15 protein-coding genes are annotated in these 15047 nt (G+C 48.4%); 12 read left to right on the top strand and 3 right to left on the bottom strand.

Annotated features, from left to right (window positions below):
- Positions 1 to 62: 62 nt before the first annotated feature.
- From HPY27_RS04680 to HPY27_RS04660, 5 genes are all read left to right on the top strand, one after another.
- The gene (locus HPY27_RS04680) at positions 63 to 1382 is read left to right on the top strand and encodes a hemolysin family protein (protein WP_017250342.1); all 1320 of its coding nucleotides are present in this window, start codon (positions 63 to 65) and stop codon (positions 1380 to 1382) included.
- A gap of 129 nt (positions 1383 to 1511) precedes the next feature.
- Complete coding sequence (locus HPY27_RS04675; protein WP_174224439.1) at positions 1512 to 2516, top strand: ABC transporter substrate-binding protein; 1005 nt, start codon at positions 1512 to 1514, stop codon at positions 2514 to 2516.
- Positions 2517 to 2608: 92 nt separating this feature from the next.
- Positions 2609 to 3664, top strand: coding sequence for an ABC transporter substrate-binding protein (locus HPY27_RS04670; protein WP_017250340.1), 1056 nt, complete (start codon positions 2609 to 2611; stop codon positions 3662 to 3664).
- Positions 3665 to 3692: 28 nt separating this feature from the next.
- Positions 3693 to 4628 (top strand): ABC transporter permease, encoded by a 936-nt coding sequence (locus HPY27_RS04665; RefSeq protein WP_017250339.1) that lies wholly within the window; start codon positions 3693 to 3695, stop codon positions 4626 to 4628.
- Positions 4621 to 5418: an ABC transporter ATP-binding protein gene (locus tag HPY27_RS04660; RefSeq protein ID WP_017250338.1), complete on the top strand. Its 798-nt coding sequence runs from the start codon at positions 4621 to 4623 to the stop codon at positions 5416 to 5418. The genes HPY27_RS04665 and HPY27_RS04660 overlap by 8 nt, the downstream gene beginning before the upstream one ends.
- A 10-nt stretch (positions 5419 to 5428) precedes the next feature.
- On the opposite strand, the gene HPY27_RS04655 is transcribed toward HPY27_RS04660, so the two are convergent.
- Positions 5429 to 6652 (bottom strand): MDR family MFS transporter, encoded by a 1224-nt coding sequence (locus tag HPY27_RS04655; protein ID WP_174224438.1) that lies wholly within the window; start codon positions 6650 to 6652, stop codon positions 5429 to 5431.
- 134 nt (positions 6653 to 6786) lie between these two features.
- On the opposite strand from HPY27_RS04655, the gene HPY27_RS04650 reads away from it, so the two are divergent.
- The 7 genes from HPY27_RS04650 to HPY27_RS04620 all read left to right on the top strand — a co-directional run bounded on the left by HPY27_RS04650 (position 6787) and on the right by HPY27_RS04620 (position 13105).
- Positions 6787 to 8589, top strand: a complete 1803-nt coding sequence (locus tag HPY27_RS04650) for an SgrR family transcriptional regulator (RefSeq protein WP_174224437.1) — start codon at positions 6787 to 6789, stop codon at positions 8587 to 8589.
- A 100-nt stretch (positions 8590 to 8689) separates the two neighbouring features.
- The gene (locus HPY27_RS04645) at positions 8690 to 9121 is read left to right on the top strand and encodes a tellurite resistance TerB family protein (protein ID WP_017250335.1); all 432 of its coding nucleotides are present in this window, start codon (positions 8690 to 8692) and stop codon (positions 9119 to 9121) included.
- A gap of 131 nt (positions 9122 to 9252) precedes the next feature.
- Complete coding sequence (surE, locus tag HPY27_RS04640; RefSeq protein ID WP_017250334.1) at positions 9253 to 10050, top strand: 5'/3'-nucleotidase SurE; 798 nt, start codon at positions 9253 to 9255, stop codon at positions 10048 to 10050.
- Between the two features lie 3 nt (positions 10051 to 10053).
- A complete protein-coding gene (locus HPY27_RS04635; RefSeq protein ID WP_174224436.1) occupies positions 10054 to 11094 on the top strand; it encodes a hypothetical protein in 1041 nt (346 codons plus the stop codon).
- A gap of 149 nt (positions 11095 to 11243) precedes the next feature.
- On the top strand, positions 11244 to 11726 hold the full coding sequence (locus HPY27_RS04630) for a hypothetical protein (protein ID WP_017250332.1): 483 nt from the start codon (positions 11244 to 11246) through the stop codon (positions 11724 to 11726).
- Between the two features lie 64 nt (positions 11727 to 11790).
- Positions 11791 to 12387, top strand: coding sequence for an RNA 2',3'-cyclic phosphodiesterase (gene thpR / locus HPY27_RS04625; protein WP_174224435.1), 597 nt, complete (start codon positions 11791 to 11793; stop codon positions 12385 to 12387).
- A 49-nt stretch (positions 12388 to 12436) separates the two neighbouring features.
- Entirely contained in the window at positions 12437 to 13105 is a 669-nt protein-coding gene (locus HPY27_RS04620) for a hypothetical protein (protein WP_026043230.1), read from the top strand.
- A 62-nt stretch (positions 13106 to 13167) separates the two neighbouring features.
- Here HPY27_RS04620 and HPY27_RS04615 read toward each other — a convergent pair whose 3' ends face one another.
- Both HPY27_RS04615 and HPY27_RS30720 read right to left on the bottom strand, forming a co-directional pair.
- The gene (locus tag HPY27_RS04615; protein ID WP_174224434.1) at positions 13168 to 13641 is read right to left on the bottom strand and encodes a chemotaxis protein CheW; all 474 of its coding nucleotides are present in this window, start codon (positions 13639 to 13641) and stop codon (positions 13168 to 13170) included.
- Between the two features lie 414 nt (positions 13642 to 14055).
- Positions 14056 to 14874, bottom strand: coding sequence for a DUF8189 domain-containing protein (locus HPY27_RS30720; protein ID WP_483296510.1), 819 nt, complete (start codon positions 14872 to 14874; stop codon positions 14056 to 14058).
- Positions 14875 to 15047: the final 173 nt, after the last annotated feature.

Here is a 15047-nt window from a genome sequence, read left to right as displayed (position 1 = left end):
AACATTTTGGCGAGGATGGGAAACAATATCCCAAAGCATGGACGGAAAGGACGGCGGGGAGCATGGCAATTTGGGGAAGCTTGTTTAATTTGATCTTGGTCATGATCCTCGTACTCCTGAACGGGTTCTTTGTTGCGACTGAATTCGCGATTGTAAAAGTTAGGGAATCGCGCATTGTCCAGCTCGCAGCGGAAGGAAACAAGCGCGCTGTTGACGTCGAGAGGGTCCTGCACAATTTGGATGCTTATCTCTCCGCGTGCCAACTTGGGATTACGCTGGCTTCATTAGGACTCGGTTGGCTGGGAGAGCCTGCTGTCGCGCATCTCCTGCATCCAGTTTTTCGTTACTTCCATTTAAATGAAACGGTTGTTAGCAGTATTTCCTTTATTATCGCTTTTTCGCTGATTACGTTTTTGCATATCGTGCTGGGGGAGCTGGCTCCTAAGACACTGGCTATTCAATACTCCGAAAAGGTGGTACTTGCGGTAGCCAAACCGATCCAGCTCTTCTACAAAATCATGTATCCCTTTATTCAAATGCTGAACTGGGCCGCGAGTCGTTTTCTTGCGCTCTTTCATATATCCTTGGAGCCGCATCAAGAAGCACATACAGAAGAAGAGATTCGCATTCTCGTCAATGAAAGTCACAAAAGTGGCTTGATTGATCAAACTGAGCTGATGCTGGTCGATAATATTTTTGATTTCTCGGAGACGATGGCAAGAGAAATCATGGTTCCACGTACAGATATGGTTGTCTTGAACCTGCGCGATCCCTTTGACGAAAACGTGAAGCATGTCCAAAATGGACGGTTTACCCGCTATCCGGTAGTGGATGGTGACAAGGACCATGTTGTGGGTAGTTTGCACATCAAGGATATGTTGACAGGGCTTCTGGAAGGGGAGAGCAATGACCTTCAGAGCTTCATGCGCCCTATTTTGACTGTGCCGGAGACGATCTCGATCAGCCGGTTGCTGACTATGCTACAAAAACAACGAGGACAAATGGCGATTATCATTGACGAGTATGGGGGCACTGCCGGTCTGGTGACGCTTGAAGATATAATGGAGGAAATTGTCGGAGATATTCAAGACGAGTTCGACGACGAGCGCCCCGAGGTGGAGCGAAGTGACGGAATGCTGTCATTGGACGGGCGTATGCTACTGGAGGAAGTGGGCGATTATCTGGACATCGAATTGGAGTCAAGCGATGTAGATACGCTAGCAGGTTGGATTTACATGCAAATCGATCATCCGCCGCGCGTGGGGGATCGAGTAAAAGAGGGGAAGTACGAATTTGTCGTGGGAGAAGTCGACCATTACAGAATCACCAGGGTATATGTAAAGAAAATCGGCAAAGCAGAGGAAGAAGTCAATTTTACTTAAGTAAGGAAAGGGGCTTCTCAATGCGCAATAATATGCTATAATGGGACACAAGTTGCCTAGATGGCAATGAGCCTAATTGCTTAGGGCGATTAGAGCAGCTGAGAGTAGAGACTAGAGGAGGAAGTACAGATGAGACGAGCAGTCAGTATGGTACTGACCGCATTGCTGGCGTTTTCTTTGGCAGCATGTGGCAACGAAACAGGTGGGAAAACAGAGACAGCAGCAACGACAGGCCAAGGGCAAACAGTGAAGCTGGGGCTGACGCAATTCGTGGAGCACCCTGCGCTGGATGCTATTCATAAAGGAATTTTGGATGGACTGAAGGATGCTGGCTACGAAGAGGGCAAGAACTTGGAGGTAGACTCCCAAAACGCCCATGGCGACATGAACAATACGGTCTCGATCGCACAGAAGTATGCCGGAGATAAAAAGGATCTTGTCGTAGCGATTGCGACGCCATCCGCTCAGGCTGCAGCCAAGGCGATTGCAGATAAACCTGTTATTTTCAGTTCCGTAACAGACCCGATCTCGGCTCAACTGGTTGGCAGTCTGGAGAAGCCAGACAAAAATGTCACCGGGACGTCCGATAAAGTATCGATGGAACAACAATTGAAGCTGGTGAAAGCATTCCTGCCTGAGTTGAAAAAGCTGGGCGTGATCTATACGACCTCCGAAATTAATTCAGAGGTACAGGTCAAGGAATTGGAAGACGCAGCGCAAAAAGAAGGCGTAGAAATCATCAAGGCTGGCATTTCGCAGCTATCCGAAGTGCAGCTAGCAGCGCAATCGCTTGCTAGTAAAGTAGATGCCATTATTATCCCAATTGACAACACGGTCGTATCTTCGTTTGAAGCGGTACTCGGAGCAGCAGAAGGAAACAAAATCCCTGTCTTTGCTTCTGATACCGATACAGTGAAACGTGGAGCGGTTGCTACGTATGGGATTGATTACTACCAAATCGGTAAACAAACAGGCGATATGGCTGCCCGTATCTTAAAAGGGCAGAGTGTTGCTGATACTCCTGTAGAGATTTCGAAACAAGCTGATTTGTATATTAATGAAACAGCTGCTGCAAAGTTTGGTCTCACTATTTCTGAGGCACTCAAACAACAGGCGAAAGAAATCATCAAGTAAAAAGAGAGCGTCATGCTCTCTTTTTATTCTTTTAAAACCGTTTTATCCATGTTAAAATTGTAGAAAAAAATTCACGAGGGGGAATTCACTAAATGTTCAAACAAAAGAAGAGTGTTAAAATTTTTCAGAGTTTTTTATTTCCTTTATTGCTTTTGTCTGTTACCGCATGTGGACAGCAAAGCGCTACTCCTGCAAACAATTCTACACCAGCCCCCGCAACCACGACGGCGCCTGCTCCGTCTACTGAAACCAAGCAGCTGACGATTGGAATTGCCCAATTCGTGGAACACCCTGCTTTGGATGCAGCAAGAGAGGGCTTTATCAGCCAATTGGCGAAAAACGGCTACGAAAAAGACAAGCAAGTAAAAATCGATGTGCAATCCGCTCAAGCGAGCATGGATACTGCCATTCAGATTGCCCAAAAATTCGAGGCTGACAAAGTAGATTTGGTGTTGGCTATTGCAACCCCGACGGCACAGGCTGCCGCACAAACTAGCAAGCAGATTCCAATCCTGTTTACGGCGGTAACTGATCCAGTAGAAGCTGGTCTGGTAGCTGCGATGGACAAGCCAGGAGCGAACGTAACTGGTACATCGGATATGAACCCTGTCGAAGAGCAATTGAAGCTGATCAAAGAAATGAAAGCTGATGCGAAGTCTGTTGGAATCATTTATAGTTCTGGTGAAGTCAACTCCAAGGTACAGGTGGATGCGGCAAAAGCTGTAGCTGGCAAGCTTGGTTTAGAAATTAAAGAAGCGGCGATTACGAGCGCAACGGAAGTGAAGCAAGCAGCTGAGTCCATGGTGGGCAAAGTAGATGCTTTCTACGTACCAACTGACAACATGGTCGTATCTTCGATTGCAGCTGTTATCGGTGTAGCGGAAGCACAAAAAATTCCGGTCATCGCTGGTGAAGAAAACTCTGTGAAGAGCGGAGCGATTGCCACTTACGGGATCGACTACACAAAGCTGGGTGAGCAAACAGCTGATATGGCAACAAAAATCCTGAAGGGTGAAGCGAAGCCAGCTGATATGGCTGTTGAAGTGCAAGCAGACATGAAGCTCGTATTGAATAAGAAAGCAGCGGAAAAAATGGGTGTGACGATTCCGCAAGCCATGCTCGACCGTGCTGGACAAGTGATCGAGTAATAAATGCAGTAATTGGAGGATTTCTTCTATGAATCAACTGGCAATAATGGGAGCCATTGAGCAAGGTTTACTATTTGGTATCTTGGCTCTCGGTGTATATCTGACCTTCCGAGTTCTAAACGTTCCTGACTTGACCGTAGATGGTAGTTTTGCCTTGGGAGGCGCAATCGCAGCCAAGTTCATAATCGATGGCACCAATCCGTTTTTGGCCACTTTGCTGGCTTTCATCGTAGGTGGTTTGGCAGGGGCTTTTACGGGCGTCTTGCATACCAAAGGAAAGATTAACGCACTTTTGGCGGGGATCTTGACGATGATCGCCTTGTACTCGATCAATTTGCGTGTCATGGGGAAAGCGAATCTGCCCCTTTTGCGGGAAGATACCCTGTTCACTTATGTGAAGGATATGGGCATTCCGAACCTGGCCGTAGGTGGAGTTACCTTGCTGTCTGGTGTAGCAATCGTCTTTATCGTAGGGGTTATGGTGTTGAAGCTCATCATTGACTGGTTCCTGCATACGGATATGGGTCTGGATTTGCGTGCGACAGGTGACAACTCGAAGATGATCCGTAGCTTTGGGGTAAACACGGATTCGACAACGATCATTGGTTTGGCTCTCTCCAATGGCTTGGTAGCTTTAGCTGGTGCGTGGGTAGCCCAATACCAAGGCTTTGCGGATGTAGGAATGGGGATCGGGATGATCGTCATCGGTCTCGCTTCCGTTATTGTCGGGGAAGTTTTGTTTGGCAGCTCTTCGATTTTCCGAGTGACGCTTGCTGTCATTCTCGGCTCGATTGTGTACCGCTTAGTCATTGCACTGGCTCTGGATGCAGGACTCAATCCTTCTGACATGAAGCTGATTACTGCCCTGATCGTTATCTTTGCCCTGACTGTCCCAACGGTGGCAAAAGGCATCTGGAAAAAGCAAGCGGTACGCACGGCAAGGGGAGGAAGCAGCGATGCTTAAAATTAAAAACGTCAACAAAGTATTCAACGCAGGAACTGTGAACGAAAAGATCGCGCTTCGAAACGTTAATCTGGACGTTAAGAAGGGAGAGTTCATCACCGTTATCGGTAGTAATGGTGCCGGTAAATCGACGATGATGAACATGATCTCCGGTGGACTGACGCCAGATGAGGGTAGCATTACGATTGATGGCAAAGATGTCACGCGCTTGGCGGAGCACCAACGCGCAGGTCTGATTGGTCGAGTCTTTCAGGACCCAATGGCAGGTACAGCGCCGAACATGACGATTGAGGAAAATCTGGCAATCGCTTTGGGGCGGGGAAAACGCCGTACACTTGGATTTGGGGTGAATAACCAGAAGCGAGAGCTGTTCCGTGAGCAGCTCAAGCAGCTGGATCAAGGGCTGGAGAACCGCTTGAAGACCAAGGTAGGTTTCCTCTCAGGGGGACAGCGTCAAGCGCTTAGCCTGTTGATGGCTACCTTCACAGAACCGAAGATTTTGCTCCTCGATGAGCATACAGCAGCGCTTGACCCAAAACGGGCGCAGTTGATTGTAGATTTAACGGAAAAAATCGTGGAGCGCTATAAACTGACGACAATCATGGTCACGCATAATATGGAACAAGCGTTGAACATGGGCAATCGTCTGCTGATGCTCCACGATGGGGGGATTATCCTCGACATTCCGGATGAGAAAAAACGGACGATGAAACCGCAGGATCTGCTTCGCGCATTCGAAACAGCCCGCGGTGGAGAAAGCTTCAGTGAAGATCGCTTCTTGTTAACCTAATCGGATCGAATCAGCCTTCCTGTTCAAGCAGGGAGGCTTTTTCATGCTTGGAAAGATACATGTACATGAATCCGGCACCGATCAAGAGGATGCCCGCTACAATGGTGAATAGCATCGTGCCGCCATCATGTAGCAAGACAAGGCTACCCAAATATGGTCCACACATGCGGGAGATATCCCAGTGTGTTCCCGTGATTGCGAAGTACCGCCCGCGCATCGTGACAGGTGATATTCGTGTGACGAAGGCCATCAGCTGAGTCAGACCAATACTCTCCCCAAGGACGAGCAGCACTTGCAGAGAAAGAAGGACAGGTATGTTGTCGATGAAGGCGTAGCCCAAGGATACGATGAGAAAACAAATGTACGAGCCGCTAATCAACAGGCGAGCCGGCAAGTGCTGTGTCCATTTGACGAGCAAATACTCGAAAAGGAGCAACAGGACCCCTTTTACCGCAATGAGTAAGGCAAGTGTTTGCAAATAGTCTGGCAGCGTGTATTTTAGATGAAGCTGGAGATTCGTCTCGGTTTGCGCGTAAAACAGACTGATCGGCAAAGACAACATCATAATGGCAAGGGCTGGTCGATAAGCATGCCAGGAGCCTCGTGAACGCACATCAGCTGCTTCCTCGACAGGAGCTTCTGGCAGCGGAGTTTGCGGGATTTTCCACCAGACGGCAAGAGCATAGATCAATAGCGAGATCGCAGTAAACAAAAATGCCATAGCAGGATCGTACTTATAAATGATGACGCCGACTAAAGGTCCCAATGCGGCCCCGATACTGCTAGAAGTATTGAGAAGGGCAAAGGCACCTGCCATTTGTGCAGAGGAAATCGTATCAGCGAGATGCGCGCGGCTGGCAGGGATAAACAGGGAGCGGCCAGCACCGTTGATGATGTACAGGATCGCAAAGCCCAGCATGGAGTCTGCCCAAGCCATTCCCAACATGGCGAAGCCTTGCAGGAACAGTGCGAGTAGCATGATCGTTTTTCGGCGATAGCGGTCCGTGATACCACCAGCAAATATCGTCAGCAAAATTTCGGAGAAGGGCTGCAAGCCAATGACAAGCATGGTCATAGTGACAGAGCCGCCGATGTTCTCGCTCAAGTACAATACGAGAAACGGAGCGATCATGGCGCTGGATAAAGAGGTAAGCGTTTCGCCGAACAGACGGACCCAGAGAAGTATTGGATACGCAGCAAAGAATCGACGGAGTGCATGAGGGATGTGTGACATAAGAAAGTCCTTTCTTTCGGCTTTTTCCGGTTAGTTGGTGTTTTTAGAATTGTAAGGTGGCAAAGACCGGAGAAAAAGCGTACGATTAGGCGAATAGTTTTTTCATGTTTTCTGAGGGAATTGGTGGTGGCAAGATGCAACTGGTTGAACAATACATGCGTTTATGTGCGGGGCGGCCTAATGAAGAGATAGGGCATCCGCTTGACATATCGTTAGCTGAAGTTGCTTCGCTTTTATTTTGTACATTGCGGAATACGACCTTGACCTTGAAAAAAATGCAAAGTCAGGGATGGGTAGTCTGGCAGCCGGGGAGAGGGCGAGGAAATCGATCTGTATTGACATGCTTGCTTGCGCCGGAAGACCTGATTCTGAGCGTAGCCAAGGAGCTCGTTCAAAAAGGGGAGATTCGTGCTGCACGGGATATGATCGACGAATATGGGGTAAATTTGCCTGTTTTAGGTGAAAAATTTTCACGATGGATGAATAGTCAGTTTGGACATCGTGTGAAACGGGAAAAGGGAAATAAGGGCAGAGTCGATACCTTGCGTTTGTTTTACAATCGGCCATTTGCAGGGCTTGATCCGATCCATATTCTCCTGCGCTCCGAGTCACATATGGTAAAGCAGCTATTTGATTCTCTGGTTCAGTTTGATCCTGTCACGAAACGGATTGAACCCGCTATTGCTTTTTATTGGGACACTAGTGAAGAAGGGAAGCAGTGGACTTTTTACTTGCGGAAAGGTGTATTATTCCATCATGGCCGTCCACTTGTTGCGGATGATGTGCGCTTTTCCTTGCTTCGTTTGATGGAGCATTCCTATAAACATCGCTGGCTAGCCGCTTCAATCGAATCGATTACCGTCAAAGATGACCACGTATTGACGATCTCCTTGCATATGCCGGATGAATTGTTTTTACAGGCACTAAGCAAGGAATATATGGCGATTGTCCCCTGTGATTACGTTCTGGAGATGGGGGAGCAATTTGCGCAAATGCCAGTAGGAACGGGGCCGTTTCGAGTAGTCCGCAACGACGATTCCATGCTCGTGCTGGAAGCGTTCACGCCTTATTTTGGTGGTAGGCCGTTCTTGGACCGAATTGAAATCTGGTGCGTACCTGGAATGGCAGCAGAAGCAAAGGCAGATGAGAGTTTGTTATCCGTAATGGCTATGGATGATCATCGGGATACGAGCGCTCTGACATGGAGTGATGTCGGCAGATTGGAAGATTGTTTTCAATACGTCAGCTTGAATGGAGCAAAAAATGGCCCGCTGTCACATAGCGAATTTCGGAGTCTCATGGTGGCTATCATTTGTGGACAAGCCTTGAGACAAGAGCTACAGGGAACGAGGGAGCATGCAGTCATTTGGGGTGGAAGTGATTCGTTCCAAGAAAAAAGAGAGGTGCCGGATGTGCAGGAGTTGGTTCGTATTTTCAAAGAGAGCGGGTATCAGGGAGAGGCACTGTCGCTCTACACGTATCCAGATTCCGATCATATAGAAGATGCCCAGTGGATTCAGAAAACGTGCGAGGAATACGGAATTGCCATTGAGATCAGGTATGCATCTCCGGAGGAGCTTGCCTTGCCTCCGTTGTTACAAGAGGCAGATTTGGTTGTGGATAGTGCGAATGTAGATGAAAGGGCGGAGCTGTCTTTACGAGAATTTCTAAACGCTGGTGCGTTGAGTATTTCACATCATTTAGATCCGCATGGAAAGGAAGAGATCGCGTATTGGATGAACCGCATGTCGTGCGTCCAAACAGCGCAAGACCGACAAGCTTGCGTGGACAGCATCATGCATACGCTTGCGGCTTACAGTACGTTTGTCCCGCTGTATTCGAATCGGGTAGAGATACTTGCACATCCGCGGTTATCGGGTGTAAGTCTGGATGCCTATGGCTGGATGGATTTCAGACGCATTTTTGTTAGGGAATAGCATAAATTTGTCACATAATGATGTGAAACCGCTTTCGTTTTTCATCGTATTATCATATGTAGTTATATATTATGCTCATAAAGCTTTTTGAGGAGGAACTATGCCGGTGTATACCAAAATCGAAAAGGACAAACACATTTTGTTTGCGTCCATTCGCTTAATGATCTGCGTCGGACACGCCGACGGTTATATAGGAAATAAAGAAATGGATCGTATTCATGAAATCGTGAATTCGGAGCATTTTACATTGAAAGAACGACAAATTTTAATGGATGACATGGACTATCCGAAGCGTCCGGAGGTCATCGTGGAAGACCTGGTAGCCATGACGCAGGCTGAAAAGCTCGTTATGATGCGCAAGCTCTACCATATGGCATTGATCGATCGGAAGTTATCACCAGCGGAGACAAAAGAGATTGCCCGCATCGCTTGCCTGATCGGAATCTCGGAGGAAAAGCAGCGTCAAGTAGAAGAGTGGATTCGCGAAGGGATTGTTTGGCGCGAACGCTGGAAAGATATTGTAGGAGAATAGACGGGGCCCCAATATGATTGGGGTCCTTTCGTTTTAGGTGGAAGCTTGGCGCAGCCTCGAATTCTACAGTACAATAAGAAAAATGATGTCTTGGCGAGTGGCGACGCTATTTATGAAGGAGGAGACCCAAATTGCGGATCTTGGTTACGAATGATGATGGCATCGATGCTCTTGGTATCAAGCGATTGGTAGAAGCTTTGCTCACTTTGGAGGGAGCGGAAGTCTATATAGTGGCACCGGTTGAAGAGAAAAGCGGGGTGGGACACGGAATTACTTATCGCAGTGCGCTCGCGCCTGAACAGCGTGATTTTCACGGAATGCCGGTGAAAGCGTGGGCGGTCAATGGCAACCCTGCAGACTGTGTAAAAGCTGCTTACCATCTCCTGTTTGAACATGGGAAAAAGCCGGATATCGTATTTTCGGGGATTAACGTCGGGACGAATCTCGGACGTGATATTTATTACTCCGGTACGTGCAGCGGTGCCAGGGAGGCGGTAATCTTGGGGGTTCCCGGTGTTGCCCTTTCCTATGATAACTGGTTCGATCAAGACAACTACGGCGATGTAGTGGAGATGATTCGTCCGATTGTAAAAGAATTCAGTGATCGTGCGGTCAAAGGAGAACTGGCGTCAGAGGTATTCTGGAATATTAATATCCCGCATGTACCGCTGGCTGAGGTGAAAGGAATGGTTCCGGCCACCTTGTCCATGAATCACTATGAAGACAAATATAGCGAAGAAGCAGAAGGCTATTATTTGGCACGCGAGTACCCTCAAGTCATGCCACTGGCGGAGCCGCTGGACTATGATTTGCTCAAGCATGGCTATATTGCGATTACCCCTGTCCACATTGACGCGACAGATCGGACTCTCTTAAAACAAATGGACAATTGGACATTGCTAAAAGCTTGGGGAAAACAGGAGGAATAACGCATGAATGAAGAATTTTTCCCCTCGTTAGCCCCCGATGATACCCTGTGTTCTCCAGACGATTCAACACAGGGAGAGGTTCTCGATCCCGTGGTTTATCACGATTTGTACAAGCTGGCAGAAGAGGAGGGGCTTCCTTACTTTGTCCGTCTAAGTGGAACGGGCGAGGTGGAGCTGTATTTGGTGTTCGAATCGGTGGATGCTTTCAGCGAGCAGACGAGAGATGCCGTTTCGCTCGAATTCAAGACGTATCAAAATAAACTGCTCGCTGTCATTTGGACACTGTCGGACCCGCTGAATCCACTTGGTTTTCCCTTGACGTTCGACATAGCGCATGCTGATGAGCGAAGCATGGCTTTGACAATGATCGAGCAGCCGTATATTTCTTTGCACTACTTGGCTTACGCGGATCGTGAGCTTACCCACATCTATTCCGAGTCGATTTCTTTTTCCCCAGCGGAAGTGGTTCGTACGCGTGAGATGATTCAGGCGCTCTATGAAGGAACACCTGATACTCTTCCAGAAGAGGTGCAGGTGCGTGAGGAAGAGACAGAAAGCATCTCAGCGATGAGTTTGCCTGGATCTGTTTTTACAGAATCGGGGATGGCCTTCGTATTGCGTTACAAGCACATGAGAGATGTCCATGGTGAAGAAGGAGCGCAGCATTTATTGATGAGTACTGTGCAGCAAGCAGTATGGGTCATGCGCAGGCACGCCCGCAGCGAGGTCCGGGATACGTCCTTTACCGTATGGGCTGCGGAAGAGGGAGATTACGCGATGATCGTGCTGACGCCAAGTCTCTCGCATTTGTTCGAGGTCGTTCATATGTCAGAAGATGAAGCGAATCCTTTCTCGCGCTTTTTGATGACCTTGCCGGAGTATGTGGAAACACAGGACGCTTCTCCCTTGCAGGTAGGCGCCTATCCACTATTGCGTTATGAGAGCGGTCGCCTCTATCATTTGGAGCTGGATGAAGATGTACAGAAGCATCTCGCGCAGGTGTTTGCGAAAGCGTTTCCAGGAATGCCTGTCCCTTACCTGTAATTGTTGAGAGATTGTGAAAAAAGACTCTCCCTGGAATTTTTTGTTCTTCGATGAAATATGGGTAAATAAGTCATTTTTCAACAAAGGATATGACAAGCGGGAATTCGAATTAAGTAAGACAGACAATCCATTGGGGAGAGGTGACGACGATGTACGCTGTTGAACCCAATTTGTTCCAGGCTGTTTCTGAATGCGCCCACCGTTTTCAAGGGGAGATTGAGCAACTGGCACAACGTCATGCACTTACGATCGAAGGAGGGCTTCCTGCCTTGGAGCTGCAGGTACATCCGCAGTTTCAGGCTTTGCTCGAGTACAATTTGTGGGGAGAAGCCGGTTTAGTAGTTATTCATGGGAAATTACATAAGCGCGATCAAGTTTGGACAGATTCGTTTTCAGTCATGATGAAGTTTTCCTTGACGCATGATCCGAGTATCGATATCGAAGGAAAGAAGCAGCGCATTGAAGAGTTTTTATATGGGGAAGCAGAGTACTTCTGGAATATCCCTCCTGCTGGTCATGTCGGTCATAGTGAGCTGACCTTGCGTTTTACCTACCAGCCTGGCTCGAACCGTCTTGCGGAATATGTCAGGAGTGTTTTGGGAATCGTAACCGGAAAGATGATGGCTGCCTAACGAGGCAGGAAAGATAAATGGCTCTCCGTCACAGGAGGGCTATTTTTTTCGAAGGAGGACAGAAATGCGCTTATTCATAGCGTTGGATATTCCAGCTGATGCTGCCGCTTATATTGCCGATGTTCAAAAACGGTTAAAGCAAGATGTGACTGCGGACAGGTGGCAGTCTCTCGCTAATTTGCATTTGACTCTGCATTTTCTTGGAGAGGTGGATGAGTCACTCGTACCCGCTATCTGTGAGGATATGGATATCGTCGGCGCGATCATCCAGCCATTTACCCTGCGTGTTGGTAACTTCGGGGTTTTTCCAAATGCCCTGCATCCACGTGTGCTCTGGCTGGGACTGCGCGGCCAACTTTCTCCACTCAACCAGCTGCATTTATTGTTGGGTAGAAGGTTCGAATTGCACGAAGGCTTGTCCTACGATCGGAAGCGGTATCGGCCGCATATTACGATGGCGCGCGGTCCGCATCGCAGTGGGGATGAGCTTGCCCTCGTAGATTGGAATGAACGTTATTTAGCGCAGGAGCCCCCACAATGGAAGGCACGGCATTTCCATTTATATCGTTCCGAGCTGTTGCCGGAGGGCGCGGTACATACGATGATCCACACGAGCACGTTTGATAAAGATCACAGCAAAAAACAAGCGTTGCCTGAATAGACTAAGAAGAAAGGATCAGGGAAGCCTTCCAGAAAGCGGTGGAAAACGGATGGGTGAGTTCACGACCGGCATTCTTTATCCACGCAAATACGAACCGAAAGTACTGATTGCCTTATCCAAGACAGAGCAGCCATACTTCCACAGAAACGTCAACATCGACTGGAATGCATTTTTCCTGCAGGATGAGTGGCTGGAAACCTCCACGACGCTTGATTTTTTGCTGAGACTGTCCAAGCAATTCGTACCCCTCCTCTGGTTTCATGACGCTGAGGACAACGGCTGGGGCTTTCGCTTGTTCGATGCAGGATACGAGGTTGCGTCAGCGACAATCAGCTACTCGCTCGATGTAGAAATGGCGGAAGCCGAGTTTTGCAGGCTTTATCCAGAGATTGACCTGCAGGAAGGAATCGTAGAAAGCGAGGACGTTCGGCAAAAGTATGAAGACATACTGGAGAGGGTAGTGCGTTCGGAGTTGTATCGGCGCGAGGTAGGTAAAGGGATCACACGTATCAAGCCGCAGTCATTTGGTCGGATCGTGGGTCCAAAGCAGATTCAGCAGTTACGTTCCCTTTTTGATCTGCAGTTGTTGACGAACGTCGATGACGACACAGGAGCTTCACTGTTGTATGACTCGGTTGACCTGTTCAAAGAAATTTTGGGAATCGAAGAGATGGTATGGGTGAACTATGCGTATTTAGCAAGCGGAGGCAGAGAGTAGGGAGTAACGAATAAAGAGAACAAAAGCCCAGTGCATCATCGCACTGGGCTTTACACTGCCGCTTACTTCTTTTTCCACTGTCCAAAAATTTCATCCACATCGAGCAGCATGATCAGCTTGTCGTTCAAACGGGCAATTCCGTGCAAATACTTGCCCTCTACACCAGCGATAATCGGTGGTGCAGGCTCGATCAAGTTCTGCGGAATATTCATGACCTCCGAGACAGCATCTACGATAATCCCGATGTTCAACACATCCATCTGCAAATCGACAAAGCGAGTATCATCCGTTTGTTCCAAAGGTTCCAAATCAAACATTTTCCGCAAGTTGATTATCGGTAAGATCCGCCCACGCAGATCAATGACTCCTTCGACATAAGGTGGAGATTTTGGAAAACGTGTAATGGGAAGTGGCTTGATAATCTCACGTACGAGTGAAATCGACAGTCCGTAATATTCATTCCCCATTTTAAACAAAATCTGTTGGTCAACAGCTACTTCTGCCTCCAAATCATTGCTTCTTTTCGTCAAATCCATGTGCACTATTCCTCCCCGAACCGCTTTCCATGTCTTTACCCATATTGTACCATGGACAAACCTATTCAGGACGTTTTTTTGTGGCAGGCAAAGACTTATGAACTAGTTTCAGGGGATGATCTGCAAGGAAGCGAGAACAACAATGGTCATGCTGACTCCAAAGCTGAGAAAGGCAATTTTGCTCAATGTTCTGTCAAAACCAATCTGCATGATCTATTCAGGGTGATTTGATAGAGAATGTACGTTCGAATTGAGTGCAGTATTTGACTAGAAAATATAGTTGTAGACTGAAAAATAAAGTTCTAGACTCGCGGAGCTATTACGCTAATGGGACTTTATGAAAGGGTGTAGCAGTAGCTGATCTCAAATCAATCAAAAAATTTGCTTTACAGTAAGATTTCTTTTACAGCCAGATTACGGTTTGCGAAATCTTTTCCAGGGTGTCCAAGCGGCATTTGGATCGGTACTAACCTTCCACTGTGTGTGGATATCCCCAGATTGGTCAGCTACCCACACTTGCAGACGCCCGTCATTCAACGGTGCCACAGTGAAGGCGACGGGCCGGCCAGGCGCGTGGAATGACCTCCATGGGCTCCAGTCGGAGTTCGGGCCGCCAGTCTTCCACCGGCTCGACAGATGTCCATCAAGTTTGAGACGCCACAGTTGCACCCGCCCGTCGGGAAGAGTACCTGCCGAGATCTTGTCGTCCTCCCTCGTATCGTACCAAACACGCCACGGTGCCCAGTCCGAGTTGGCGTGTCTATGCACCATCCAAGTCGTCAACACGTTTAGTCCAGTAGTCACGAAGAGTTGTATTCGTCCGTCCGCCAGGATGCATGCCGAGATCCGCCTGATGCGATGCCCGCCAGGCGGCGTGAATTCGTGCCATGGAACCCAATCGGAGTTTTCGGCGGTCGTCTTCTTCTGGGTGGTGAAGATCGTGTTGGTCCTCAGGGTAACGAAGACTTGGAGACGCCCGTCGGGGAGAGCAACAGCCGCCACGCTTGTCACGCCAGCACCGTTCCAGAATAATTGCCAGTCTGACCAGCGATGCATCAAAATCTCCCACATCGTTCTGACGCTCGAATCGGAGTTCGCGATGACGAACGCTTGCAGCAACCCGCCCACCCGTGGAAACACACTACCTACTGTCACACCCCCAACTGGAACTCTCACCTTGCGCCATGGCGTCCAGCTGGAATTTGGGTCGTATCGGTTCACTTTATCGACCATCCAGAGGGTGCCATCGTTCTTGCTGATAAATACAGCTGGAGTGGGGCCGTAGCTGGTAGCTCTGTACGAAGCCATGAGTCCGCTGTACATATTGACTGCCTCCTTTGCTTGTTATACAAAACTGAATCTGAGGTTACTACAATTGTTTAGTAACCTCAGATTCACATTACTAC

It is taken from the genome of Brevibacillus sp. HB1.1, from assembly GCF_013332445.1.
Taxonomy (GTDB): Bacteria; Bacillota; Bacilli; order Brevibacillales; family Brevibacillaceae; genus Brevibacillus; species Brevibacillus porteri.
This window is presented reverse-complemented; position numbering and strand designations above follow the sequence as displayed.

What these genes read in the sequence shown, in the direction of transcription:
- HPY27_RS04635 (WP_174224436.1), top strand. Translation starts at nt 10,054, where the DNA reads ATGAATGAAGAATTTTTCCCCTCGTTAGCCCCCGATGATACCCTGTGT.
- HPY27_RS04645 (WP_017250335.1), top strand. Translation starts at nt 8,690, where the DNA reads ATGCCGGTGTATACCAAAATCGAAAAGGACAAACACATTTTGTTTGCG.
- HPY27_RS04655 (WP_174224438.1), bottom strand. Translation starts at nt 6,652, where the DNA reads ATGTCACACATCCCTCATGCACTCCGTCGATTCTTTGCTGCGTATCCA.
- HPY27_RS04615 (WP_174224434.1), bottom strand. Translation starts at nt 13,641, where the DNA reads ATGGATTTGACGAAAAGAAGCAATGATTTGGAGGCAGAAGTAGCTGTT.
- HPY27_RS04680 (WP_017250342.1), top strand. Translation starts at nt 63, where the DNA reads ATGGCAATTTGGGGAAGCTTGTTTAATTTGATCTTGGTCATGATCCTC.
- HPY27_RS04630 (WP_017250332.1), top strand. Translation starts at nt 11,244, where the DNA reads ATGTACGCTGTTGAACCCAATTTGTTCCAGGCTGTTTCTGAATGCGCC.
- HPY27_RS04660 (WP_017250338.1), top strand. Translation starts at nt 4,621, where the DNA reads ATGCTTAAAATTAAAAACGTCAACAAAGTATTCAACGCAGGAACTGTG.
- thpR (WP_174224435.1), top strand. Translation starts at nt 11,791, where the DNA reads ATGCGCTTATTCATAGCGTTGGATATTCCAGCTGATGCTGCCGCTTAT.
- HPY27_RS04675 (WP_174224439.1), top strand. Translation starts at nt 1,512, where the DNA reads ATGAGACGAGCAGTCAGTATGGTACTGACCGCATTGCTGGCGTTTTCT.
- HPY27_RS04670 (WP_017250340.1), top strand. Translation starts at nt 2,609, where the DNA reads ATGTTCAAACAAAAGAAGAGTGTTAAAATTTTTCAGAGTTTTTTATTT.
- HPY27_RS04665 (WP_017250339.1), top strand. Translation starts at nt 3,693, where the DNA reads ATGAATCAACTGGCAATAATGGGAGCCATTGAGCAAGGTTTACTATTT.
- HPY27_RS30720 (WP_483296510.1), bottom strand. Translation starts at nt 14,874, where the DNA reads ATGGTCGATAAAGTGAACCGATACGACCCAAATTCCAGCTGGACGCCA.
- HPY27_RS04620 (WP_026043230.1), top strand. Translation starts at nt 12,437, where the DNA reads ATGGGTGAGTTCACGACCGGCATTCTTTATCCACGCAAATACGAACCG.
- HPY27_RS04650 (WP_174224437.1), top strand. Translation starts at nt 6,787, where the DNA reads ATGCAACTGGTTGAACAATACATGCGTTTATGTGCGGGGCGGCCTAAT.